Source organism: Roseicella frigidaeris (genome assembly GCF_003258945.1).
Classification (GTDB): domain Bacteria; phylum Pseudomonadota; class Alphaproteobacteria; order Acetobacterales; family Acetobacteraceae; genus Paracraurococcus; species Paracraurococcus frigidaeris.
The window spans coordinates 35,393-58,458 of record NZ_QLIX01000004.1 but is presented as its reverse complement, the minus strand read 5'-3'; the positions used below and the strand labels follow the sequence as shown (position 1 = coordinate 58,458).

Annotated in this window: 21 protein-coding genes; 16 read left to right on the top strand and 5 right to left on the bottom strand. The window is 72.7% G+C overall.

Annotation, left to right across the window (positions count from 1 at the left end; all coding sequences use genetic code 11):
* Window positions 1-35: 35 nt before the first annotated feature.
* Together DOO78_RS07535 and DOO78_RS07530 are read right to left on the bottom strand one after the other, a co-directional pair.
* Window positions 36-1,856: a glycoside hydrolase family 15 protein gene (locus DOO78_RS07535; protein ID WP_111469138.1), complete on the bottom strand. Its 1,821-nt coding sequence runs from the start codon at window positions 1,854-1,856 to the stop codon at window positions 36-38.
* Between the two features lie 60 nt (window positions 1,857-1,916).
* Entirely contained in the window at window positions 1,917-3,353 is a 1,437-nt protein-coding gene (locus DOO78_RS07530; protein ID WP_111469137.1) for a helix-turn-helix domain-containing protein, read from the bottom strand.
* A 148-nt stretch (window positions 3,354-3,501) separates the two neighbouring features.
* On the opposite strand from DOO78_RS07530, the gene aceA reads away from it, so the two are divergent.
* Together aceA and DOO78_RS07520 are read left to right on the top strand one after the other, a co-directional pair.
* A complete protein-coding gene (aceA, locus tag DOO78_RS07525) occupies window positions 3,502-4,854 on the top strand; it encodes an isocitrate lyase (protein WP_111469136.1) in 1,353 nt (450 codons plus the stop codon).
* Between the two features lie 92 nt (window positions 4,855-4,946).
* Window positions 4,947-5,159 (top strand): hypothetical protein, encoded by a 213-nt coding sequence (locus DOO78_RS07520; protein ID WP_111469135.1) that lies wholly within the window; start codon window positions 4,947-4,949, stop codon window positions 5,157-5,159.
* A gap of 40 nt (window positions 5,160-5,199) precedes the next feature.
* Here the strand turns inward: DOO78_RS07520 and DOO78_RS07515 are convergent, their stop codons facing one another.
* Window positions 5,200-5,832, bottom strand: coding sequence for a DUF1345 domain-containing protein (locus DOO78_RS07515; RefSeq protein WP_111469134.1), 633 nt, complete (start codon window positions 5,830-5,832; stop codon window positions 5,200-5,202).
* Window positions 5,832-6,812: a threonine ammonia-lyase gene (locus DOO78_RS07510; protein WP_111469133.1), complete on the bottom strand. Its 981-nt coding sequence runs from the start codon at window positions 6,810-6,812 to the stop codon at window positions 5,832-5,834. The genes DOO78_RS07515 and DOO78_RS07510 overlap by 1 nt, the downstream gene beginning before the upstream one ends.
* A 170-nt stretch (window positions 6,813-6,982) precedes the next feature.
* Here DOO78_RS07510 and DOO78_RS07505 point away from each other — a divergent pair, with 170 nt between their 5' ends.
* The 10 genes from DOO78_RS07505 to DOO78_RS07460 all read left to right on the top strand — a co-directional run bounded on the left by DOO78_RS07505 (window position 6,983) and on the right by DOO78_RS07460 (window position 19,107).
* Window positions 6,983-8,764, top strand: a complete 1,782-nt coding sequence (locus DOO78_RS07505) for a COG3904 family protein (protein WP_111469132.1) — start codon at window positions 6,983-6,985, stop codon at window positions 8,762-8,764.
* Between the two features lie 242 nt (window positions 8,765-9,006).
* The gene (locus DOO78_RS07500) at window positions 9,007-10,365 is read left to right on the top strand and encodes an ABC transporter substrate-binding protein (protein ID WP_111469131.1); all 1,359 of its coding nucleotides are present in this window, start codon (window positions 9,007-9,009) and stop codon (window positions 10,363-10,365) included.
* A gap of 177 nt (window positions 10,366-10,542) precedes the next feature.
* On the top strand, window positions 10,543-11,487 hold the full coding sequence (locus DOO78_RS07495) for a carbohydrate ABC transporter permease (RefSeq protein WP_111469130.1): 945 nt from the start codon (window positions 10,543-10,545) through the stop codon (window positions 11,485-11,487).
* A complete protein-coding gene (locus tag DOO78_RS07490; protein ID WP_111469129.1) occupies window positions 11,487-12,389 on the top strand; it encodes a carbohydrate ABC transporter permease in 903 nt (300 codons plus the stop codon). The genes DOO78_RS07495 and DOO78_RS07490 overlap by 1 nt, the downstream gene beginning before the upstream one ends.
* Before the next feature lie 26 nt (window positions 12,390-12,415).
* Entirely contained in the window at window positions 12,416-13,519 is a 1,104-nt protein-coding gene (locus DOO78_RS07485) for an ABC transporter ATP-binding protein (RefSeq protein WP_111469128.1), read from the top strand.
* A gap of 53 nt (window positions 13,520-13,572) precedes the next feature.
* Entirely contained in the window at window positions 13,573-14,658 is a 1,086-nt protein-coding gene (locus DOO78_RS07480; RefSeq protein WP_111469127.1) for a malate/lactate/ureidoglycolate dehydrogenase, read from the top strand.
* 1 nt (window position 14,659) lies between these two features.
* Complete coding sequence (locus DOO78_RS07475) at window positions 14,660-15,409, top strand: hypothetical protein (RefSeq protein WP_111469126.1); 750 nt, start codon at window positions 14,660-14,662, stop codon at window positions 15,407-15,409.
* A gap of 28 nt (window positions 15,410-15,437) precedes the next feature.
* A complete protein-coding gene (locus tag DOO78_RS07470; protein ID WP_165838779.1) occupies window positions 15,438-16,418 on the top strand; it encodes a Bug family tripartite tricarboxylate transporter substrate binding protein in 981 nt (326 codons plus the stop codon).
* A gap of 134 nt (window positions 16,419-16,552) precedes the next feature.
* The gene (locus tag DOO78_RS07465) at window positions 16,553-17,890 is read left to right on the top strand and encodes a nucleobase:cation symporter-2 family protein (RefSeq protein ID WP_243634445.1); all 1,338 of its coding nucleotides are present in this window, start codon (window positions 16,553-16,555) and stop codon (window positions 17,888-17,890) included.
* Window positions 17,890-19,107, top strand: coding sequence for a urate hydroxylase PuuD (locus DOO78_RS07460; protein ID WP_111469123.1), 1,218 nt, complete (start codon window positions 17,890-17,892; stop codon window positions 19,105-19,107). The genes DOO78_RS07465 and DOO78_RS07460 overlap by 1 nt, the downstream gene beginning before the upstream one ends.
* A gap of 43 nt (window positions 19,108-19,150) precedes the next feature.
* Here DOO78_RS07460 and DOO78_RS07455 read toward each other — a convergent pair whose 3' ends face one another.
* Entirely contained in the window at window positions 19,151-20,233 is a 1,083-nt protein-coding gene (locus DOO78_RS07455; protein ID WP_111469122.1) for a hypothetical protein, read from the bottom strand.
* Window positions 20,234-20,382: 149 nt separating this feature from the next.
* Here DOO78_RS07455 and DOO78_RS07450 point away from each other — a divergent pair, with 149 nt between their 5' ends.
* The 4 genes from DOO78_RS07450 (at window position 20,383) to DOO78_RS07440 (ending at window position 22,978) form a co-directional block, all read left to right on the top strand.
* Complete coding sequence (locus tag DOO78_RS07450) at window positions 20,383-21,618, top strand: argininosuccinate synthase (protein ID WP_111469121.1); 1,236 nt, start codon at window positions 20,383-20,385, stop codon at window positions 21,616-21,618.
* A complete protein-coding gene (locus DOO78_RS27415) occupies window positions 21,618-22,193 on the top strand; it encodes a hypothetical protein (protein ID WP_165838778.1) in 576 nt (191 codons plus the stop codon). Before DOO78_RS07450 ends, DOO78_RS27415 begins: the two co-directional genes overlap by 1 nt.
* 131 nt (window positions 22,194-22,324) lie before the next feature.
* A complete protein-coding gene (locus DOO78_RS27410; protein WP_165838777.1) occupies window positions 22,325-22,720 on the top strand; it encodes an NUDIX hydrolase in 396 nt (131 codons plus the stop codon).
* A 54-nt stretch (window positions 22,721-22,774) separates the two neighbouring features.
* Window positions 22,775-22,978 (top strand): hypothetical protein, encoded by a 204-nt coding sequence (locus DOO78_RS07440; protein ID WP_111469119.1) that lies wholly within the window; start codon window positions 22,775-22,777, stop codon window positions 22,976-22,978.
* Window positions 22,979-23,066: the final 88 nt, after the last annotated feature.

Here is a 23,066-nt window from a genome sequence, read left to right as displayed (position 1 = left end):
CCCGGCCCGCGCCCCGGCCTTGGCGCGCCCCGGTTTCAGCGCGCCTCGGGCCGGGCCGGCGGCGCGGCGCCGGCCTCGCGCATCCGCCGCCGGGCGAGCGCCATGGCGAGGCCGACCAGGCCGAGATGCGAAAAGGCCTGCGGGAAATTCCCCACCTGCCGGCCATGCGGCACGTCGTATTCCTCGGCCAGCAGCCCGACATCGTTGGCGATCGCCACCAGCCGGTCGAGCACCGCTTCCGCCTCGGCCCAGCGGCCCTGCAGGGCATAGACCTCGCCGAGCCAGGCGGTGCAGGCGAGGAAGGTGCCCTCCGGCTGCGGCGGCAGCCCCTCCACCACCGGGTCCGGCCGGTAGCGCAGCACCAGCCCGCCTTCCATCAGCTCGCGCTCGATCGCCCGCACCGTGCCCTGCACGCGCGGGTCGTCGGCCGGCAGGAAGCCGACCAGCGGCATGCGCAGCAGGCTGGCATCGAGGTGCTGCGCGCCGTAGCTCTGGGTGAAGGCGCCGCGCCCGGCATCGAAGCCCTGGGCGCAGACCTCGGCGAAGACCGCGTCGCGGACCTGCCGCCAGGACTCGACGGGCCCCTCCAGCCCATCCGCCTCGGCGGCGCGCACCGCGCGGTCGAAGGCGACCCAGACCATCACCTTGGAGTGCACGAAGTGGCGGCGCGGCCCGCGCACCTCCCAGATCCCCTCATCCGGCTCGCGCCAGATCCGCGCCAGGTGCTCGAGCATGCTGCGCGCCATCGCCCAGCCCGTCCGATCCGGCCGCAGCCCGATGCGGCGCGCGGCGAAGAAGGCGTCCATCACCTCGCCATAGACGTCGAGCTGCATCTGCGCGCCGGCCTCGTTGCCGATGCGGACCGGCGCCGATCCCTCGTAGCCCGGCAGCCAGGGCAGGATCATCTCCGGCGTCCGGTGCTCGCCGGCGAGGCCGTAGAGCGGCCGCACCTGCTCGGGGTTGCCGGCCACGGCGCGCATCAGCCAGCGGCGCCAGGCCTCCGCCTCGCCGAGATGCCCGGCGCTGACGAGCGCATTCAGGGTCAGCGCGGCATCGCGCAGCCAGCAGAAGCGGTAGTCCCAGTTGCGCTCGCCGCCGAGCGCCTCCGGCAGGGAGGTGGTCAGCGCCGCGGCGATGCCGCCGGTCGGCGCATAGGTCAGCGCCTTCAGCACCAGCAGCGAGCGGCGGACCATCTCCGGATGCGGGCCGTCCTCCACCACCCGGGCGCCGGCCAGCCAGTCCTGCCAGTGATGCTCGGTGGCGGCGATGGCGGCCGCCGCATCCACCGGGGGGCCGGGCGGCTGGTGCGAGGGGGTCCAGACCAAGTGGAAGGGCACCGTCTCGCCCGCCGCGACGGTGAAGTCGCCGAGGGTGCGGCAGGCCTCGCCATGCAGCGGCACCGGGGTGCGCAGCGCCACCTGGTCCGGGCCGCAGATGGCGAGCAGCGCGCCGTCCGGGCCGCGATGCACCCAGGGCACCAGCGCGCCGTAGTCGAAGCGCAGGACGAGCTCCATGGCCATGGCGACGCGGCCACGGCGGCCCTCGACCAGGCGGACCAGGTCGGCGGCGCCGTTGCGCACCGGCATGCCGTCGATCAGCGCGACGACGCCCTCGGCGGTCTCGAACTCGGTCTCCAGCACCATCGTGCCGGGCCGGTAGCGGCGCCGCACCCGCAGCACCTCGCCCGCCGGGGCGATCCGCCAGCGGCCATGCTCCGGCGTGCCGAGCAGCGCCGCGAAGCAGGCGGCGCTGTCGAAGCGCGGCAGGCAGAGCCAGTCGATGCTGCCGTCGCGGCCGACCAGCGCCCCGGTATGGCCATCGGCGAGCAGGGCATAATCCTCGATGCGCAGCGCCACGTCGTCTCCGATCCGTTCCGTCCCTTGGGGGCCTTGGGAGGGGCAGGGGACAAACCCGGCTCACCCGGCCGGGTTCGGTGGCCGCGGGGCGCGCCGCGGCGGCTCGAAGCGGTAGGGCGCGTCGCTGGCCACCAGCGGGTCGAGGGCGAGCCGGTGCTCGAGCGGCGGGAAGGCGCGGCTGCGGCAATCCATGCGGTCGCAGAGCCGGCAGGACAGGCCGATGCCGACCATCGCCTTCTCGAGGTCCAGCCCGTCGCCATAGACCACCTCCGGCGCGCGGGAGATGTCGCAGCCCATGGCGACGACATAGACCGGCGGCGGGTCGCCCCAGCGCGCGGCGACGCCGTGCACGGTGCGGGCGACGCAGAGGAAGGTGCCGCCATCGGGAAGCTGGGCGAGCTGCACCCGCAGCGAGCCGGGCGTGGCGAAGGCCTGATGCACGATCCATTTCGGGCAGGAGCCGCCGAAGCGGGCGAAGGGGAAGCCGGCGGCGGCCAGCCGCTTGCCGACATTCCCCGCCGGGTCGACGCGGAGGAAGAAGAAGGGCACGCCGCGCTGCCCCGGCTCGTCCGGCCGCTGCAGGGTGGTGAGGCGGTGGCAGGCCTGCTCGAAGGAGACGCCGAAGCGCGAGGCCAGCGCCTCCAGATCGTGCCGCAACTCCCGCGCCGCGGCGAGGAAGGGGCCGTAGGGCATCAGCAGCGCCGCCGCGGCGTAGTTCAGCAGCCCGATGCGGATGAGCTGCCCGGCCTCGGCCGAGGAGGGCTCGAAGCCGCCGATCGCCGCCTGCACCGCCTCGCCTGCCTCCAGCAGCATGAGCTGGAAGGCGAGGTGGAAGCCGCGGCTCTCGCGCGGCAGCGTCTCCGAGAGGTCGAGGCGGCGGCCGGTGGGATCGTAGCGGCGGAGCGCCCCGGGCAGGGCGGTGACGGTGACGACGAGGCCATGCGTCTGCCGCAGCCGCTGCGCGACCGCATGGTTCATCTCGGAGGGCGCGGTGACGCCCATCTCGGCGGCGATCGCCTCGGCCGCCGCCTCCAGCCCCGGGAAATGGTTGGCGCGGTCGTGGAAGAAGTCGCGCGCCTCCTCGGTCGGCAGCAGGATGCGCCGCCCGGTCGGCAGGGCGATGCCGCCGGAATCCTCCCGCGCCACCCGCCAAGCGCGGTAGAGGGCGAGCATGGCGCGCGCGACATTGGGCGCGCTGCCGGCGAGCGTCCCCACCTCCTCCTCCGGCACCTGGTCGAGGCCGAGCAGCGGGTCGGAGAGCACCTCGCGCAGCCCGGTCTCGATCGCCTTCTCCCGCAGGCCGGAGAGGGCGGCGATGTCGACCTGCAGCGCCTCGGTCAGCTTGATCAGCAGGGAGGCGGTGACGGCGCGCTGGTCATGCTCGATCAGGTTCAGGTAGCTGGCGGAGATGCCGAGGCGAGCGGCCAGGGCCTGCTGCGCCAGCCCCTTCTCCTGCCGCAGCCGGCGGACCGTCCGCCCGATCAGTGTCCGCGCCATCCTTGACCACCTTTACGAAATTTACGCCAGCCCTGTGAAGACCGTTACAGCTTTGCCGGATTTCACGGCAATAGGGGCTGAACTTTGGCGTCGCAATGTGAATTATTGACCTGCCCGCCCGATGACGGCAGCAGGAGTTGGAACGATTATGCGTCAGACGACCCCCACCCCCACCTATGCGCCCGATGGCAGCTTCGGGGGTGACCGGCCCGAGCCCGGCCGCTTCGACGGTATCCGCCGCGACTACACCCCGGCGGATGTCGCGCGGCTCGCGGGCAGCTTCCGCATCCAGCACACGCTGGCCGATCGCGGGGCCCGTCGCCTCTGGCAGCTGCTGAAGTCCGAGCCCTATGTGAACACCCTCGGCGCCCTCACCGGCATGCAGGCCCTGCAGCAGGTGAAGGCCGGGCTGAAGGCGATCTACCTCTCCGGCTGGCAGGTGGCGGCCGACGCCAACAGCGCCTCCACCATGTACCCCGACCAGTCGCTCTACCCGGTCGACAGCGTGCCGACGGTGATCCGCCGGATCAACAACGCGCTGCGCCGCGCCGACCAGATCGCGGTGCAGGAAGGCAAGGGCGACGAGACGCACTACATGGCGCCGATCGTGGCCGATGCCGAGGCCGGCTTCGGCGGCCCGCTCAACGCCTATGAGCTGATGCGCGCCATGATCGAGGCGGGCGCGGCCGGCGTGCATTTCGAGGACCAGCTGGCGTCCGAGAAGAAGTGTGGCCATCTCGGCGGCAAGGTGCTGGTGCCGATCCAGCAGCATATCCGTACCCTGAACGCGGCCCGGCTCGCGGCCGATGTCGAGGGCGTGCCGACCGTGCTGCTCTGCCGCACCGATGCCGAGAGCGCGCAGCTCCTCACCAGCGACGTGGACGAGCGCGACCGCCCCTTCATCACCAGCGACCGCACGCCCGAGGGCTTCTTCCGCATCAAGCCGGGCGTCGGCAAGCAATACGCCATCGCCCGCAGCCTGGCCTATGCGCCCTATGCCGACCTGCTCTGGTGGGAGACCTCGGATCCCGACCTGCAGGATGCCCGCGACTTCGCCGAGGCGGTGCAGAAGGAGTTCCCGGGCAAGATGCTCGCCTACAACTGCAGCCCGTCCTTCAACTGGCAGCGGAAGATGGGCGTCGAGGCGGCGAGCAAGTTCCAGCGCGAGCTGGGCGCCATGGGCTACAAGTTCCAGTTCGTGACGCTGGCCGGCTTCCACAGCCTGAACCTGTCCATGTTCAAGCTGGCCCGCGGCTACAAGGACCGCGGCATGGGCGCCTATTCCGAGCTGCAGCAGGCCGAGTTCGCGGCCGAGGCCGAGGGCTTCACCGCGGTGCGGCACCAGCGCGAGGTCGGCGTCGGCTACTTCGATGCGGTGGCGACGGCGGCCGGCGGCGGCCAGTCCAGCACCACGGCGCTGGCGACCAGCACCGAGGCGGCGCAGTTCCACGACCACGACGATCACCACGCCCCGGCGAAGCAGCCCGCCCCGGCGAAGTGAGCGACGGGGCCGCGCCGCCCCGGTGGCGCGGCCCCCCCACCACGACCACCCCAACCAAGACAACCCCAACCAAGACAACAAGGAGGCTCCCGATGTCCCACGACGATTACGACGACGGCCTGGTGCACTCCCATGGCTGGGCCACCGAGCCGCCCGCCCCGGCGACCGGCCCGATGCGCGGCCGCGGCGCCGAGATCGCGGCGGCCATGGCGCAGCACCCGGAGGAAGCGGACTATGATGACGGGCTGGTGCATTCCCATGGCTGGGCCTGCGCCGAGCGCAGCCGGCTCGCGCATCAGCGCTGACCCCGGGACCCCATGACGCCGCGCCGCGGCGTCATGGGGATCAGCTCATCATGCTGGCGGTGACGTTCACCGCGGCCGCCAGGATCACCGCGTTGAACAGGAAGGCGACCAGGGCGTGCAGCAGCGCCAGCCGGCGCAGCAGGCGGCTCGAGATCTCCACGTCGGAGGTCTGGAAGGTCATGCCGATGGTGAAGGCGAAGTAGAGGAAATCGCTGAAATCGGGCGGCTCGCCGCCCGGGAAGTCCAGCCCGCTATCGGCCTGCCAGAATTCATGCGCGTAGCGCACCGCGAAGAGCAGGTGCACGAACAGCCAGGACAGCAGGATGGTGAGCAGCGCCAGCGCGATCTCGGGCGCCGCCATGGCGCCGGAGCGCGAGGCGAGGAACCAGCCCACCGCCCCGAGCGCGGCCACCGAGGCGAGCAGGCTCGCCGCCAGCACCGCCGCCTCGCCATCGTCCAGCAGCTCGGCCCGCCGGCGGATCTGCGCCGGGGTGGCGCGGTGCATGGCCCGCATCGTGGGGCCGGCATAGGCGAGCACCGCGACGCACCAGCCGATGAGCAGCGATGTCGGCGTCGGCAGGCCGCCGAGGCCGCACAGCACCCCGGCCAGGGCGCCGAGCCCCGCCGCGGCCAGCAGCACCGGCCGGTGGCGAAGACCGAGACGGAGCGGCATCAGGCGCTGGCCAGGGCCTGCACGAAGACGGCGGGATCGACGTTGCCGCCGCTGATGACGACGCCGATGGTCCGCCCCCGCGCATCCAGCCGGCCGGCCAGCAGCGCCGCCAGCGCGACGGCGCCGCCCGGCTCCGTCACCAGCTTCAGGTGGTCGAAGGCGAAGCGCATGGCGCGCAGCACCTCGGCCCGGCTGACGGCGAGGCCGCCGGCCAGGCGCGGGCGGTTGATCGCGAAGGTCAGCGCCCCGGGCTGGCGCGAGAGCAGGGAATCGCAGAACCCGTCCGCCTGGCCGTCGGCCGCGATGCGCCGCCCGGCCTCGAGGCTGCGGCGGGTGTCGTCCCAGCCCTCGGGCTCCACCGCCCAGACCTCGGCCTCGGGCGCCAGCGCCTCGGCCGCCAGCGCGCAGCCGGCGATCAGCCCGCCGCCGCCGGTGCAGACGGCGAGCGCATCCAGGGCGAGGCCGGCGGCGCGCGCATCCTCCAGCAGCTCGAGCGCCACGGTGCCCTGGCCGGCGATGACATGCGGATGGTCGAAGGGCGGGATCAGCGTCGCGCCGCGCGCCTCGGCCAGCCGGGCGGCGAGGGCGTCGCGGTCCTCGCCATGCCGGTCGAAGGGATGGATCTCCGCCCCCCAGCGCCGCGTGCTCTCCACCTTGATGGCGGGCGCGTCGTGCGGCATGGCGATCAGCGCCGGCATGCCGAGCATATGCGCCGCGCAGGCGATGGCCTGGCCGTGATTGCCCGAGGAATGCGTCACCAGCCCGGCCCGGCGGGCGGCGGGGTCGAGCAGCAGGGCGGCGTTGGTGGCGCCGCGCAGCTTGAAGCTGCCGGTCTTCTGCAAGGGCTCCGGCTTCACCAGCACCGTGCCGCCGGCGATCTCGTCCAGCAGCCGGTGGCGCAGCAGCGGCGTGCGCACCACCTTGCCGCGCAGCCGCGCCGCCGCCGCCTCGATATCGGCGAAGCCCACGGTCTCATGCATCGTCCAGCCCCCATCCTTTCCTGCCGGCCGCGCCGCGCCCGGGCCGCTTCTACCGCGGATGGATGCGGCTTGTAACGGCGGCTGGCGGCGGGCGGGGGCGGCGTAGGATTTTGTTGCCGGGCCCGCGGGAGGGCCCGGACCATACTGCCGCCGCAGGACCGGAGGCGGGCATGGACGCAGCGGGAGGCGCCGGAGGCGGGACGGTCTGGTATGGCGAGCGCGACGGCCAGGTCGAGGGCCCCTTCGACGAGGCGGCGCTGCGGGCGCGGCTGCGGCGGGAGGCCGCCGCCTGGCGCGTCTGGCGCTTCGGCATGGCGGGATGGCGGGAGGCGGCCGCCGTCTTCGGCGAGGCGGCCCTGGCGCCGGGCTCGCCCCGCGCCGCGCCGGCCGGGCGGCGGCCCGGCTACCTGGCGCGGCACTGGCGCGGCCTGCTGGGGCTGGGCACCAGCTTCTGGGTGAACGGCATCCTGCTGAACCTCACGGCCGCAGCCGGTGGCCTCGGCCTTGCGCTCGGATTGAGCGCCCTGCAGGCCTCGGCCTGGCAGACCGCCCTGCTGGCCAGCCTGATCCTGCTTCTCGGCATCCCTGTCCTCGTCTGGCAGGTGGTCGGCACTTGGCGCTCGGCCCGGCGGCATGTCGGGCGCGGCGGGCGGCGCGTCTGGGCCCTGGCGGCGCAGGCCACGGTGGCCCTGAGCTTCGGCTCTTCGCTCATCACCCTGGCCCGGGAAAGCCTGCCCCTGGTGCTGGCCAACTGGGTCCATGCGGCGCAGATCGCCCGCCTGCCGCCGCCCATGGCCCACAGCCTCCGCCGCGGCCGGGAGCTGGCCTTCACCGGCGCCATCCGGCCCGGCGCCGCCGCCATCCTGGGCCAGGCGTTGGACGCCGCGCCGGAGGCCCGGGTGCTGCATCTCGACAGCCCGGGCGGCGCCATCGCCGAGGCCGTGGCGATGGCGCAGATGGTGTGGCAGCGCGGCCTGACGACCTATGTCCGCGGCCAATGCGCCTCCGCCTGCACGATCATCTTCCAGGCCGGGCGCACGCGGCTGCTGCGGGAGGGCGCGAGCCTCGGCTTCCATCGCCCCAGCAGCCTTTCGTCGCCCGCCCCTCTGCCGGATTTGGCGGTGCAGGCCGAGCGCCAACGCATGCTGCGCAGCGGCCAGCCGGCCTGGTTCGTCGACCGCGTGATGGAGACCCCGCCCTCGCAGCTCTGGCTGCCGAGCGATGCCGAGCTGGTGCGGGCGGGCATCCTGACCCGCCGCGTCGATGGCGAGGAATTCTCCCCGGGGCGGCCGCCGGCGCCCCTGCGGGCGGAGGCGATGCGGGCCCGGCTGCGGGCGGAGCCCCTGGCGGCGGCGCTGGAACGCCTGGACCCGGCGGCGTTCGAAGCCCTGGCGACGGCCTGGCTGGCGCTGGCCGGCGACGGCGCGACCCGCGGCGAGAGGGCGGAGGCGCTGCACCGCGCCGTGCTGCCGCATTACGCGGCCGGGTTGTGGACCGCGCCGGATGCGGCGCTGCTCGCCCTGGCCGAGGCGGCGCTGCCGGCGATGGAGAGCCTGGCGCGGCGCCGCTCGGCGCGCTGCGCCGACTGGCTGCATCCGCCCGCGGGCGGCTCGCTGCCGGATGTGGCGCGGCTGCTGCTGGCAGCGGAGTGGGCGGCGCTGGAGACGGCGGCGGTGGCGGTCATGGAACAGGCCGACAGGCCGCCGGAGACGCCGGCGCTGGACCCGGAGCGGGTGGAGGCCCTGCTGCGGGAGGCGCAGGCGGCGATCTCGGTGCGGCTGGTCGCCTTCCAGCCCCTGGCCTCCGGCCTGTCGCCGCTGTCCGGCAGCGGCGGGCCGGCGACGGAGCCGGCCGCGCCATGCCGCGGCGCGGCGCGGCTGGTGCGGGAGATCCTGCGCCTGCCCGCGCCGGAGGCGGCGCCGGTGCTGCGCGAGGCGCTGCTGCGGCTCTAGGCCACGATCCGCTCACGCCGGTTCGCGGACCATGGTCCAGGGCGGCGCCGATCCAGCGCAGGCTTCATGATGCGAAGTGTTTCGCGGCGTGGCACGTGGCGCGGATGTGCGGCGCGGCGCGGCCCCTCCGGCGCCACGGGCCGTTGTCAGCCGAACCGGGCCGGGCCATGGTGCGCGCCAGGGCCGGAACAGGCTCGGGAAGGCTGTCGGGCGGGGCATCCCGCCGCTCTGGGAGAACCAAGATGGCAGGCAATCGGATCGGCCGGCGCGGCATGCTGCGCTCCGGCGCCGGGGTGGTCGCTGCGGGCGCGCTGGGCGCGCCCATGGTGCATGCGCAGGGAACGGGCGGGACGGTCCGCATCGCCTTCTGGGACCACTGGGTGCCGGGCGGCAACGACGCGCTGAAGCAGCTCTGCGCCAAATGGGGCGAGCAGAATCGCGTCAACGTCCAGCTCGACTTCATCAACACCACCGGCAACCAGCTCCAGCTCACCGCCGCGGCGCAGGCGCAGTCCCGCAACGGCCATGACGCCATCTCGCTGACGCCCTGGGATGTCGGCGCCTATGCCGACCAGCTCGAGCCGGTGGATGACGTGATCGAGCGGCTGATCGGCAAGTACGGCCCGATCAACCCGATCGCCGAGTATCTCGCCAAGCATGGCGGCAAGTGGCGCGGCGTGCCGGCCACCTCCGGCACCCAGACCAAGCCGGCCTGCGTGCGCTACGACCTGTTCGAGCAGCATGCCGGCATCGACATCCGCGCCATGTGGCCGGCCGAGGGCAAGCCGGGCCCGGGCGCCGATGCCTGGAATTGGGACACCTTCCTCAAGGCGGCCGAGGCTTGCCACAAGGCGAACGTCCCCTTCGGCCTGCCGATGGGCCAGTTCAGCGATGCGGTGGACTGGGTCGGCGCGCTCTTCCTCAGCTACGGCGCCCAGATCACCGACGAGAAGGGCAACCCGACGATCAAGGGCAACGACAAGCTGAAGCAGGTGCTCGACTACGCCGTGCGGCTGTCGAAATTCCTGCCGAACGACGTCTGGGCCTGGGACGACGCCTCCAACAACCGGGCGCTGATCTCCGGCCGCTCGGCCCTCGTCTTCAACCCGCCCTCCGCCTGGGCGGTGGCCAAGCGGGACGCGCCGCAGGTGGCCGAGAAATGCTGGACGGTGCCGATGCCCGCCGGCCCGGCGGGGCGCTTCCTCGCCTATCTGCCCTTCACCACCGGCGTCTGGGCCTTCGGCAAGAACAAGGCCGCGACGAAGGCATTGCTGGAGTTCCTCGGCCAGCGCGAGAGCGCCGAGTTCACCACCAACACCAGCGGCGGCTACGACATCCCGCCCTTCGCCAGCATGGCCGATTTCCCGGTCTGGACGACGCAAGGGCCGCCGCCGGGGACGATCTACAACTACCCGCTGAAGCCGCACCACCAGGCGAAGTACTCCATCGCCTATTCGCCGGCGCCGGCCGAGCTCGCCTCGCAGATGTACGTCCAGGCGCTGAACACCAAGGTGATCGCCCGCGTCGCCCAGGGCGGCGAGTCCGCCGACCAGGCGATGGGCTGGCTGGAGCGCGAGATCAACAACATGCGGCGCGGCTGAGGCGCCGCTGGGGCCGGCGCGACGGATCGGAATTGAAGGCCGGGCCGGCTTGCGCCATAGCTCCGCGCGGCAGGTCCAGGCGCCCGGGCCAATCCCGGCACCTGGCCTGACCACAGGCAGGGACGGCGCCGGCGCGCCGCCCTCTTCGCCCAAGCACGACGACAGGGAGAGGCTTCCATGGCGCTGGATGCCACCACAGTGACCGCAGCGGGGCCGGCGGCCGCCCCGCCCCGGACCGGCGTCACCTTGCACCGCATCGCCCGACGACGGTCCACCATCGCCTTCCTGATGGCGCTGCCGCTGATCGCGGTGATCGCCGGGCTGGTCGCCTGGCCGGCGGGCTACGCCATCTACCTCTCCACCCTGAACCGGCGGATGACCAGCTTCATCGGCCTCGACAATTTCCAGATCCTGCTGGAATCCGAGACCTTCCGGATGGTGATCTGGCAGAGCTGCATCTTCGCCATCAGCGCGGTGGTGCTGAAGGCGCTGCTCGGCTTCTGGCTGGCGCACATGCTGCACCACATCCCGACCAAGGGGCAGCGGATCTGGCGCGGGCTGCTGCTGCTGCCCTGGGTGGTGCCGCCGGCGCTTTCCACCCTCGGCTGGTGGTGGATGTTCGATCCCAGCTATTCCAGCCTGAACTGGCTGCTGAACGCGGTCGGCGCCCCCTCGGTGCCCTGGCTGGGCGAGCCGGGATGGGCGCGCGCCTCGGTCATCATCGTCAATGTCTGGGCCGGCACGCCCTTCTTCATGATCATGTACCTGGCGGCGCTGAAATCGGTGCCCGACCAGCTCTACGAGGCGGCGGCGATCGACGGCGCCACCGGCTGGCAGGGGCTGCGCTACGTGACGCTGCCGATGATGCGCAACATCATCAGCATCACCGTGCTGTTCAGCCTGATCGTCACCTTCGCCAATTACGACATCGTCCGGGTGCTGACCAATGGCGGCCCGCGCGACCTGACGCATGTCTTCGCCAGCTATGCCTTCCAGGTCGGCGTGCTCTCGGGGAACATCCCGCGCGGCGCCGCGGTGAGCCTGTTCATGTTCCCGCTGCTGGCCGTCGTCGCCTTCTTCATCCTTCGCGGCGTCAACCAGCGCAACCGGGAGATGGCCTGATGTCCGCCACCGCCGCCACCCCCTCGGCCGCCATCCCCGGCCTCGGCCGCCGCATCGGCTCGCTCCGCAAGGAGCGGCGGTGGGCGCTGATCACCGCCTATATCTCGCTGGTCATCGCCGCCATCGTCATGCTGGCGCCGCCGCTCTACATGCTGCTCACCAGCCTGAAGACCAGCGCCGAGATCTCGAACCCGGTGGGCACGCCCTGGATCGTGCGCCACCCGACGCTCGAGAATTACTGGGCGCTGATCAGCGACCCGATGTTCCGCGGCTTCTTCTTCAACAGCCTCAAGGTCACGGTCTGCGTCGTGGTGCTGACCATGGTGATCTCGGTGCTGGCCGCCTTCTCGCTGGCGCGGATGAAGTTTTTCGGCAGCCAGGTGCTGGCGACCGGCGTCTTCCTCACCTACCTGGTGCCGGACACGCTGCTCTTCATCCCGCTCTACCAGATCGTCGGCGCGGTCGGGCTGCTGAACTCCACCTGGGGCCTGGTGCTGGTCTACCCGACGCTGACCGTGCCCTTCTGCACCTGGATCATGATCGGCTACTTCGCCTCCATCCCGAAGGAGCTGGACGAGGCGGCGCTGATCGACGGCGCCAACTGGATGCAGATGCTGACCAAGATCTTCATCCCCGTGGCGCTGCCCGGCATCATCGCGGCGACGATCTTCGCCTTCACCGTCTCCTGGGCCGCCTTCGTCTACCCGACCGCCTTCATCACGCGGCCGGACGAGATGCCGCTGACCATCGGCGTCGTCAGCCAGCTCATCCGCGGCGACACCTTCGCCTGGGGCCAGCTCATGGCCGGGGCGCTGCTGGCGGCGCTGCCGCCGGTGGTCGTCTACGCCTTCCTGATGGACTACTACATCGCCGGCCTCACCGCCGGCGCCACCAAGGGATAAGGCCGCCTGGCCGGGGGAGAAGCACAATGGCACAGGTCAAGCTGAACCGCGTCGTCAAGGAGTACGAGGGCGGCGTGCAGGCGGTGAAGGGCATCGACCTCGACATCGCCGACCATGAGTTCGTCGTCCTGGTCGGGCCCTCGGGCTGCGGCAAGTCGACGACGCTGCGCATGATCGCCGGCCTCGAGGAGATCTCGCGCGGCGACATCCTGATCGGCGGCACGGTGGTGAACGACATCCCGCCGCGCGACCGGGACATCGCCATGGTGTTCCAGAACTACGCGCTCTATCCGCACATGTCGGTCTACGACAACATGGCCTTCGGGCTGATGCTGCGGAAATTCCCCAAGGAGGAGATCCGCCGGCGGGTGGAGAACGCGGCCCGCATCCTCGACATCGGCATGCTGCTCGACCGCAAGCCGAAGGCGCTCTCGGGCGGGCAGCGGCAGCGCGTCGCCATGGGCCGGGCCATCGTGCGCGACCCGAAGGTGTTCCTGTTCGACGAGCCGCTGTCCAACCTCGATGCCAAGCTGCGGGTGCAGATGCGCACCGAGATCAAGAAGGTCCACCAGACCGTCAAGACCACCACCGTCTACGTCACCCACGACCAGGTGGAGGCGATGACGCTGGCGGACCGCGTGGTGGTGATGAACCACGGCGTCATCGAGCAGGTCGGCCCGCCGACCGAGCTCTACCACAAGCCGGCCACCAAATTCGTCGCCGGCTTCATCGGCAGCCCGGCGATGAACTTCATCCCGGCCAGGCTCGCCAACGGCAGCGGCGCGCTGAACATCCTGCTGCCGGGCGGCATCAGCCTGCCGGTGCCGGAGGCGCGGGCCAAGCGCTATACCGGCCATGCCGGCAAGGAGGTGCTGTTCGGCATCCGGCCGGAGCACCTGACGGAGGTGCGCCCCAACGACCACCGGCCGAACCTCGCCCCGCTGCAGCTCACCCCCGAGGTGGTGGAGCCGATGGGCATGGAGACGCTGGCGCATATCTGGCTCGAGGGCGCCGAGATCGTCGCCCGCATCGACCCGAGCGTGCCGGCCGAGCCGGGCCGGGCCTTGCCGCTGGCCGCCGATATGGGCCAGATGCACCTGATCGATCCGCAGACCGATCGCGTGATCTGAACCCGACCCGGCCGGGGCCGCCTTCCGCCCCGGCCGCAATCCCTGGGGACCCCATGGACACCTATGCACCGGTGCTGATCGGCGCCGATACGCTCGAGGACCTCGTCACCCGCATCTTCCGCGCCAATGGCTGCGACGCGGCCGAGGCGGACCGGATTTCCCGCCACCTGCTCGGCGCCAACCTCGCGGGCCATGACAGCCACGGCGTGGTCCGCGTGCCGCGCTATGTCGAGTGGCAGCAGGCCGGCTATGTCGTCGCCGGCCAACAGGCGGAGGTGGTGACCGATGGCGGCGCCTTCGCGCTGCTCGACGGGCATTACGGCTTCGGCCAGACCGTCGCGCCGCAGGCGACGGCGATGGGGATCGAGCGGGCGCAGCAGCACGGCACCGCGGTGATCGCGCTGCGCAATGCCGGGCATATCGGCCGCGTCGGCGCCTATGCCGAGCAGGCGATCGCCGCCGGGCTGATCTCCATCCACTTCGTCAACGTCGCCGGCAGCGTGCTCGTCGCGCCCTTCGGCGGCACCGAGCGGCGCTTCTCCACCGCCCCCTTCAGCGTCGGCGTGCCGACCGACCCGCCCGTGCTGCTCGACTTCGCCACCTCGCGCGTCGCCGAGGGCAAGGTGCTGGTCGCCTCCAACGGCGGCAAGGCGCTGCCGGCCGATGCCCTGGTGGAGCCGGATGGCCGCCTCTCGGCCGATCCGCACACCCTCTATGGCGACTATCCGCCGATCGGGCCGCGCAACCCGGCCAACGGCCTCGGCGCCATCCGCGCCTTCGGCGAGCACAAGGGCTCCGGCCTCGCCTTCATGTGCGAGCTGCTGGCCGGCGCCTTCACCGGCGGCGGCTGCTCCGGCCCGGTGGATGCGCGCGGCCGCATCGCCAACGGCATGCTCTCCATCTTCATCTCGCCGCGGCATTTCGGCACCGAGGCGGGCTTCCGCCAGGCGGCCGAGGACTATGTCGCCTGGGTGAAGTCCTGCCGGCCCGACACCGCCGGCGGCGAGGTGCTGGCGCCGGGCGAGCCGGAGGCGCGGCTGCGCGCCGAGCGCCTCGCCCAGGGCGTGCCGCTGCAGCCCGATACCTGGGAGAGCATCACCCGTTGCGCCCGCGCCCTTGGCGTGACGGTGCCGAACTGACGTGACCGGGGAGGCGACCCCGGCCGCCCGCTACGCGCGCTATGCCGGCCTCCGCCGGCACCTGCTGACCGAGGCCGCGAAGCGCATCCCGCTCGCCTCCCTCGCCAGCCAGGCGCGCGCCCTCTCGCTCTGGGACGGCAAGCAGGTGCGGCCGGCCGACGAGATGCAGCTCGCCGCGGTCTTCGATCTCGGCGTGCTCGATCCCGTCGGCGGCCATGGCCGCGCCATCGAGCGCCAGGCGCGGGCCGAGCCGCCCCTGCCAGGCAGCGAGGAGGCGCGGCTGCTGCAGGCCCTGATGGCGGCGCGCTTCGCCCTGGTCCGCATCACCGGCCCGCGGGCCGAGGGGGGCGTCGCGGCCGAGACCTTCCCCGAGGGGGAGGGGCTGGTGATCTGGGACAACCACCTTGCCCGCGGCCGGGCGCCCGGGGCGCTGGTCGGGCTGCGCCTCGCCTGGCCGGAGCCGGATCTGGCGATGACCTGCGGCACCGCCCTCTCGCTCGACAGCCGGGTGGTGGAGCGGCTGCTGCTCGGCACGCCGCCGCAGCGTGGGCCGGTGCGGCCGAGCCTGCCGCTGCCGGAGGACGGGCCGGCGCTGGCGCGGCTGGTGGCCGAGCCGGCGGCGCGGCTGCGCCTCGCGGCGCTGGCCGCGGCGCCGGGCTTCGCCGCCGCCGTCACCCGCGCCGCCCTCGATCTCGGGCTGATGGGGCCGGTGATCACCCGCATGCCCGCCGATGCCCTGCCGCCGGGCTGACGGCGCCCAACCCGAAGGAGCCGCCCCGATGCGCCGCCGCACCCTCGCCCTCTCCGCGCTTTCGCTGCTGGCGGGCCCGGCCCTGGCGGCCTATCCCGAGCGCGTGGTCACCATGGCCACCGGCTTCGCCCCCGGTGGCTCCACCGATATCGCCGCGCGGCTGCTGGCGGACCGGATGGCCGAGCATCTCGGGCCGCAGACCCGGCTGGTGGTGGAGAACCGGCCGGGCGCCAGCGGCATCGTCGCCAGCGACTGGCTGCGCCGGCAGGCGCCGGACGGCTACACCGTCATGCTGGTCGAGAGCTCCTCGCATGCCATCGCGCCGAGCGCGCTGGTCGGCGGCACCCGCTACGACCCGCTGCGCGATTTCTCGCATCTCGGGGTCATAGGCCTCGCCCCGCTCGCCCTCGTCGTCAACAAGGATTTCCCGGCGCAGGATGCGGCCGGGGTGGTGGCGACGCTGCGGGCGGCGCCGCCCGAGACCTACACCTATGCCACCTCCGGCGTCGGCTCCATCCCGCACCTCGCCTCGGAGCTGCTGGCGCTCGGCCTCGGCACCCGCTTCGTGCATGTGCCCTATCGCAGTGGCGGCCAGATGCTGACCGCGATCTTCCAGGGCGAGGGGCAGTTCGGCATCGCCGTCCTCGCCTCGGCGGCGCAGCAGATCCGCGACGGCATGGTGCGCGGCATCGCCGTCACCGGCGACCGGCGCTTCCCCTCCTTCCCCGATCTGCCGACGCTCGCCGAGAGCGGGGTCAGCGGCTACGACCTCACCACCTGGAACATCCTGCTCGGCCCGCCGGCCATGCCGGCCGAGATCCAGGCCGCGCTGAACCGCGCCCTCAACGCCGCCCTGGCCGAGCCCGGGCTGCGCGAGCGGCTGCTCACCGCCGGGGTCGAGGCCTGGGACCGGCCGAACGCGCCGGCCGATGCCCGCGCCTTCCTCGCGCGCGAGGTGGCGAAATTCCGCGACGTGGTGCAGCGCACCGGGGTCCGGCTGGAGACCTGAGGGCGCGGACCCCGTCCCGACCGGGGCCTTGAACCGGCACCGCGCCGCATCGTAACAGGGAAGCCGGGAAGGGCGCCGGGACCCGCGCGGGCATCAGCCAGGGGGGGCCGGAATTGGCGGAGCCGGAAGAGAGCGTGGACACGGTGCCGCCGGCACCGAAGCTGCTGGCGCTCGCCCTGCAGCATGTGCTGGTGATGTATGCCGGCGCCGTCGCCGTGCCGCTCATCATCGGCCGCGCCGCGAAGCTGCCGCCGGCGCAGGTGGCGATGCTGGTCAATGCCGATCTCTTCGCCTGCGGCATCGCCACGCTGATCCAGTCGCTCGGCCTCGGCCCCTTCGGCATCCGCCTGCCGGTGATGATGGGCGTGACCTTCGCCGCGGTCGGGCCGATGGTCGCCATGGCCAGCAACCCCGAGCTCGGCCTGCTCGGCATCTTCGGCGCGGTCATCGCCGCCGGCCTGGTGACGATGCTGATCGCGCCCTTCGTCAGCCGGTTGCTGCCGCTCTTCCCGGCCGTCGTCACCGGCACGATCATCCTGATGATCGGCATCTCGCTGATGCGGGTCGGCGTCAATTGGGCGGCCGGGGCGCCGGCGCCGAACCTGCCCGGCTATGGCGAGCCGCTGCATCTCGGCATGGCGGCGGCGGTGCTGGTGCTGATCCTGCTGATCACCAAGTACGCCGCCGGCTTCCTCGCCAACATCTCCGTCCTGGTCGGCATCGTGCTCGGCTGCGCCGCCGCCTGGGCGATCGGGCGGATGAGCTTCGCCCGGGTGGCGGAGGCGCCCTGGTTCGACCTGGTGCTGCCCTTCGCCTTCGGCATCCCGGTCTTCGAGCCGGTGGCAATCATCACAATGAGCATCGTCATGGTGGTGGTGATGATCGAATCCGCCGGCATGTTCCTCGCCCTCGGCGAGATGACCGGCCGGAAGCCGGACCAGGCGGCGATGACCCGCGGCCTGCGCACCGACGGGCTCGGCACCGTCATCGGCGGCATCTTCAACACCTTCCCCTATACCAGCTTCTCGCAGAATGTCGGGCTGGTCGGCGTCACCGGCGTCAAGTCCCGCTACGTCACCGCCATGGGGGGCGCGGTCATGCTGGTGATGGGGCTGGTGCCGAAGCTCGGGGCGCTGGTCGAGAGCGTGCCGCTCTTCGTCCTCGGCGGCGCCGGCATCGTCATGTTCGGCATGGTGGCGGCGACCGGGGTGCGCATCCTCTCGGGCGTCGATTTCGCCGGCAACCGCCACAACCTCTACGTCGTCGCCATCTCCATCGGCTTCGGGCTGATCCCGCTGGTGGCGCCGCAATTCTTCCGCGCCATGCCGCATGCCCTGGCGCCGATCCTCGACTCCGGCATCCTGCTCTCGGCGCTGATGGCGGTGGTGCTGAACCTCTACTTCAACGGCCCCGGCACGGCGACGCAGGCGGATGCCGCCGCCGCGGCGCGCGCCCAGGAAGCGATGCACTGATGGACCCGTATATCCACGAATGGGGCGGCATGCTGCTGCGCTGGCTGCACGTGCTGGCCGGCATGGCCTGGATCGGCGCCAGCTTCTACTTCATGCATGTCGATGCCGCGCTGAAGCCGGCGCCCGACATCCCGGCCGGCAAGGGCGGCCAGCTCTGGGAGGTGCATGGCGGCGGCTTCTACCAGGTGCGGAAATGGCTGGTGGCGCCGGCCGACCTGCCGCCCGACCTGCTCTGGCACAAATGGGAGGCCTACACCACCTGGCTCTCCGGCTTCGCGCTGCTGGCCTGGCTCTATTACGGCGCCTCCGAGCTCTACCTGATCGACCCGGCGGTCGCCGATATCGGCCCGGTGACGGCGGCGGCGATTGGCATCGGCGCGCTGCTGCTCGGCTGGGCGGCCTACGACCTGCTCTGCCGCTCGCCGATCGGCCAGAACGAGGTGCTGCTGGGGGCGATCGGCTTCGGCTTCGTGGTGCTGCTCGCCTTCCTCTTCCAGCAGGTCTTCAGCGGCCGCGGCGCCATGCTGCACACCGGCGCGGTGATGGCGACCTGGATGGCCGGCAACGTCGCCATGGTCATCATCCCCAACCAGCGCAAGGTGATCGCCGCGCTGCTGCGGGGCGAGGCGCCGGACCCGGCGCTCGGCAAGGCGGGGAAGACCCGCAGCACGCACAACAACTACCTCACCCTGCCGGTGCTGTTCCTGATGCTGGCGAACCACTACCCGATCCTGTGGTCGACCCGCTGGGCCTTCGTGATCGTCGGGCTGGTGCTGGTGGCCGGGGCGGTGATCCGGGTCTTCTACAACCTCCGCCACAGCGGCCGCGGCAATGCCTGGTGGTGCTGGGGGGTGGCGGCGCTCTGCCTGCTGCTGGCGGCGCTGGTCAGCCTCACCTCCTCGCCGATCGGGCGGGAGCGGCTCGGCCTCGCCGCCATCGAGGCGTCCGCGGAGGTGCCAGCGGCGGCGGCGGCGCCGCCCGATGCGGTGGTGGAGATCGTCACCAGCCGCTGCTCCATGTGCCATGCGGCCGAGCCGGTCTGGGCCGGCCTCGCCATGGCGCCGAAGGGGGTGCGGCTGGACACGCCGGCGCAGATCGCCCGCGCGGCGGCGGCGATCCGGGTGCAGGCGGTGCTCAGCCATGCCATGCCGCCGAACAACGTCACCCAGATGCCGCCGGAGGAGCGGCAGGTGCTGGCGGCCTGGCTGGGCCGGTGACGCCGCGCCGGGGGCGGGGCCCCGGCCTCCGGCGATGGCGGCCTCAGCGGCCCGTGGCCCTGGCCGCGAGCAGCGCATCGGGGGCGCGGCGGTCCGGCGCCGCCTCGCCGCAGCCGGTGGTGCGGCCCTCGACGAAATCGAGCAGGCAGGCGCCGTAGCGCAGGGTGAAGCGGGCATCGGCGCCGCCACCATGCCCGGTGACCTCGGCCGGGCGGTCGAGGAAGAGCAGGCCGCCGACCTGCGGGGCGTTCAGCCGGCGGAACAGGGCGGCGCGGCGCTCCGGGTCCGGGTCGAACTCGTCCTCGGCGAAGCTCGCCACCGCCACCCGGGCGGCGGGGCTGCGGGCGGCGGCGACCACCTGCTGCAGGTCGTCGAGTGCCCAGGCCCAGGCCGGGCTGCCCGCCGCGCCATGCGCCGCCGGCGCGATGGCCACCACGCCATCCACCAGCCCGGGCGTGTCCAGCGCCTGCAAGGCATTCCAGGCGCCGCGCGACTGGCCGCCGATGACGACGCGCCCATAGCCCTGGGCGCGCAGGCTGCGCAGCGCGCCGCGCAGCCAGGTGGCGGCGAGGTCGGTCTCGTCGGTGGCGGGGTCGCGGTCGAAGCGGAAGACGTCGTAGCCGACATTGTTGAAGACGCGCACATGCGGCTGCGGCTGGCTGCCGCGGCTGTCCTGGCCGCCGGCCGCCCTTCCATGCGCCCAGACATAGGCGCCCCGCGCGGCGCCCGGCCCCTGCCAGAGGAAGCGGCCATCCGGCACCAGCGACCAGCCCGGCCCGGCCGCGACCGGCTGGGGCGGCCCCGGCGGCGGGGCCGGGCGCTCCAGCCCCGGCCAGACCACGGCGAGGTCCTCGGCATAGATCTTGCAATCCTTGCCGCCCCAGGAACCGCAGAGCTCCAGCGCCCGTGCCGCAGTGATGGCCGCGTCCGGCAGCGCCGCTGCCCAGCCCCAGGCCCCATCCGGGCTCAGGGCGAAGGCGCGCGGCGTCGCCTGCAACAGGAAGCGGGCGTAATCCTCGCGTCCCTCGGGGCCCAGATGCGGCACCGCCCCGGGGTCGAGGAGAGGGATGCGGGAGGGCTCGGCCCGCAGCGGGCCGAAGCCAGCAACGCATAGGATAAAATACAATAGTATGCGATATCCCATAAAAGTGATGAAACCACATCGCCGGTGCCGTTGGCAATAAGCCTCTTGTCCCCTGCGCCGCGCCGGGGCAGGACACCCCCCTCGCTTTCGGGCCGTGGGGGCGCCCCCACGGCCGGCCAAGGAACATCGCGATGCGCGTGAAGGACGTGAAGAAGGTGGTCCTCGCCTATTCGGGCGGGCTCGACACCAGCGTCATCCTGAAATGGCTGCAGACCACCTATGCCTGCGAGGTGGTGACCTTCACCGCCGATCTCGGCCAGGGCGAGGAGCTCGGCCCGGCCCGCGACAAGGCGCTGTTGCTCGGCATCAAGCCGGAGAACATCTTCGTCGACGACCTGCGCGAGGAATTCGTGCGGGACTTCATCTTCCCGATGTTCCGCATGAACGCCCTCTACGAGGGCCAGTACCTCCTCGGCACCTCCATCGCCCGGCCGCTGATCGCCAAGCGGCAGATCGAGATCGCCGAGCAGGTCGGCGCCGATGCCGTGGCGCATGGCGCGACCGGCAAGGGCAACGACCAGGTGCGTTTCGAGCTCGGCTACTACGCCCTGAAGCCGGAGGTGAAGGTCATCGCCCCCTGGCGCGAATGGGACCTGACCAGCCGCACCAAGCTCATCGAATTCGCCGAGCAGCACCAGATCCCGATCGCCAAGGACAAGCGCGGCGAGGCGCCCTTCTCGGTCGATGCCAACCTGCTGCACAGCAGCAGCGAGGGGAAGGTGCTGGAGGAGCCCTGGGACGCGCCGCCGGAGATGGTCTGGCAGCGCACCATCCGCCCCGAGGACGCGCCCGACAGCCCGACCGAGATCGTCATCGCCTTCGAGCGCGGCGATGCGGTGGCGATCGACGGCAAGCCCCTCTCGCCGGCGGCGCTGCTGACCGAGCTGAACGCGCTCGGCAAGGCCAATGGCATCGGCCGCCTCGACCTGGTGGAGAACCGCTTCGTCGGCATGAAGAGCCGCGGCTGCTACGAGACGCCCGGCGGCACCATCCTGTACCAGGCGCACCGGGCCATCGAGAGCATCACCCTCGACCGCGAGGCTGCCCATCTGAAGGACAGCCTGATGCCGCGCTATGCCGAGCTGGTCTACAACGGCTTCTGGTTCAGCCCGGAGCGGCGGATGCTGCAGGCGCTGGCCGATGCCAGCCAGCACAGCGTCACCGGCGAGGTGCGGCTGAAGCTCTACAAGGGCAATGTCATCGTCACCGGCCGTCGCTCGCCGAACAGCCTCTACTCCATGAAGCACGTGACCTTCGAGGAGGACCAGGGCGCCTACGACCAGTTCGACGCCCAGGGCTTCATCAAGCTGAACGCGTTGCGGCTGCGGCTCGGCGCCATGGCCGGGCGGAAGGGCGGCGACCTCTGATGCGGCGGGCCGCTGCGGCCGGCCTGCTGGCGGCGCTGCTCGGGCCGGTTGCCGCGCTCGGCCAGGGTGCCGCGGCGCAGGGCGCCTGCCCGGGCCATCTCTCGGCGACCGCGCTGGCGCCGCTGCCGCGCGACGCGGTGCTCGGCATCGCGCTCCGCAGCGACGACGCCACCAGCCGGGCGCTGCGCGACGCTGCCGAGGCGGCGCTGCGCGAGGCGGGCCACCGGGTCGGCGAGCCGGCGACGCACCGGCTCTCCTGGCGCGGCAGCCTGTCCGCGCCCGGGGGCGGGCGTGGCGGCAGCGACCCCTTCAGCTTCCGCGACGCCGACAACAACCCGGATGGCGACGACCTGTCCTGGATGCGCGACCTGTCGCCCCGGTCGCGCCGCGGCGCCACGCCGCCGCAGCGGCTGACCGGAAGCGTCGAGCTGCGGGACCGCGCGACGGGCCGCGTGATCTGGACCGCCCTGCTCTCCTGCGACCGGCAGGGCAGCGACCAGGGGGCGCTGATCCGCACCCTGGTCGGCGCGGTGGTGCCGGCGATCGGCGAGACGGTCGCCGGCCGGGCCTTCTGAGCGAAGCTGGCCCGCTGCTGGACGCGCCCCGACCCCTCGCCGATGCCGCCTGGCGGCTCGCCTATCGCCTGGCCTATCGCGGCGCCCGGCTGTGGTGGGCGCTGCGCCGCCCGGCGCGGCAGGGCGTGGTGGTGGCCCTCTGGTGCGGGCCGCGAGTGCTCATCCTGCGCCAGTCCTACCGGCCGGGTTCGACCTTCCCGGGGGGCGGCCTGCGCCGGGGCGAGGCGCCGGTGCTGGCCGCCTGCCGCGAGCTCCGCGAGGAGACCGGCCTCGACCTGCCGCCGGAGCGGCTGCGCCTTGCCCGCGAGGTGACGCTGCGCTTCGAGGGCTGCCTCGATCATGTGCAGGTCTTCGAGGCGCGGCTGGCCACCGAGCCGACGCTGCGGCCCGATCGGCGGGAGGTGGTCGCGCTCGGCTTCCAGCATCCCGAGGCGGCGCTGCGCGACCCGGCCATGGCGCCCTATGTGCGGGTCTATCTCGAGGCGGCGCCCTGGGGCTGGCCGTCGGAGGACGCCGCCGGGCGCTGAGCCGGAACCCCCCTTCCACCCTGGCGTTCCGCCCCCGAACCAGCGGAGGGGGACATGGCGAAACCAACGCCACCGAAGGAGACGGGCCAGGGCACCGGAGAGCCCGGTTGGACGCCGCAGGAGAAGGGGCAGGATGCGTCCGGCGGCGATCCGGCGGCCGGCGCCGCCGGCGACGGACAGGCCAAGGGCAAGCCGCACAATGATCGCGAGGCCACCGAACGCGCCGCGGAGCGAACGGAGCACGACCCGAAGCCCTGAAACCGAGCGCAGGACGGCTTCACCGTCCTGCGCCTCGGATGCCGGACGCGGACCTCCGGTTTGCCTCGGTCTTCGCGGCATAAGCCGC

What these genes read in the sequence shown, in the direction of transcription:
- DOO78_RS07520 (WP_111469135.1), top strand. Translation starts at nt 4,947, where the DNA reads ATGTCCCACGACGATTACGACGACGGCCTGGTGCACTCCCATGGCTGG.
- DOO78_RS07505 (WP_111469132.1), top strand. Translation starts at nt 6,983, where the DNA reads ATGGACGCAGCGGGAGGCGCCGGAGGCGGGACGGTCTGGTATGGCGAG.
- DOO78_RS07480 (WP_111469127.1), top strand. Translation starts at nt 13,573, where the DNA reads ATGGACACCTATGCACCGGTGCTGATCGGCGCCGATACGCTCGAGGAC.
- DOO78_RS27415 (WP_165838778.1), top strand. Translation starts at nt 21,618, where the DNA reads ATGCGGCGGGCCGCTGCGGCCGGCCTGCTGGCGGCGCTGCTCGGGCCG.
- DOO78_RS07470 (WP_165838779.1), top strand. Translation starts at nt 15,438, where the DNA reads ATGCGCCGCCGCACCCTCGCCCTCTCCGCGCTTTCGCTGCTGGCGGGC.
- DOO78_RS07450 (WP_111469121.1), top strand. Translation starts at nt 20,383, where the DNA reads ATGCGCGTGAAGGACGTGAAGAAGGTGGTCCTCGCCTATTCGGGCGGG.
- DOO78_RS07490 (WP_111469129.1), top strand. Translation starts at nt 11,487, where the DNA reads ATGTCCGCCACCGCCGCCACCCCCTCGGCCGCCATCCCCGGCCTCGGC.
- DOO78_RS07485 (WP_111469128.1), top strand. Translation starts at nt 12,416, where the DNA reads ATGGCACAGGTCAAGCTGAACCGCGTCGTCAAGGAGTACGAGGGCGGC.
- DOO78_RS07440 (WP_111469119.1), top strand. Translation starts at nt 22,775, where the DNA reads ATGGCGAAACCAACGCCACCGAAGGAGACGGGCCAGGGCACCGGAGAG.
- DOO78_RS07510 (WP_111469133.1), bottom strand. Translation starts at nt 6,812, where the DNA reads ATGCATGAGACCGTGGGCTTCGCCGATATCGAGGCGGCGGCGGCGCGG.
- DOO78_RS07500 (WP_111469131.1), top strand. Translation starts at nt 9,007, where the DNA reads ATGGCAGGCAATCGGATCGGCCGGCGCGGCATGCTGCGCTCCGGCGCC.
- DOO78_RS07495 (WP_111469130.1), top strand. Translation starts at nt 10,543, where the DNA reads ATGGCGCTGGATGCCACCACAGTGACCGCAGCGGGGCCGGCGGCCGCC.
- aceA (WP_111469136.1), top strand. Translation starts at nt 3,502, where the DNA reads ATGCGTCAGACGACCCCCACCCCCACCTATGCGCCCGATGGCAGCTTC.
- DOO78_RS07515 (WP_111469134.1), bottom strand. Translation starts at nt 5,832, where the DNA reads ATGCCGCTCCGTCTCGGTCTTCGCCACCGGCCGGTGCTGCTGGCCGCG.
- DOO78_RS07460 (WP_111469123.1), top strand. Translation starts at nt 17,890, where the DNA reads ATGGACCCGTATATCCACGAATGGGGCGGCATGCTGCTGCGCTGGCTG.
- DOO78_RS07530 (WP_111469137.1), bottom strand. Translation starts at nt 3,353, where the DNA reads ATGGCGCGGACACTGATCGGGCGGACGGTCCGCCGGCTGCGGCAGGAG.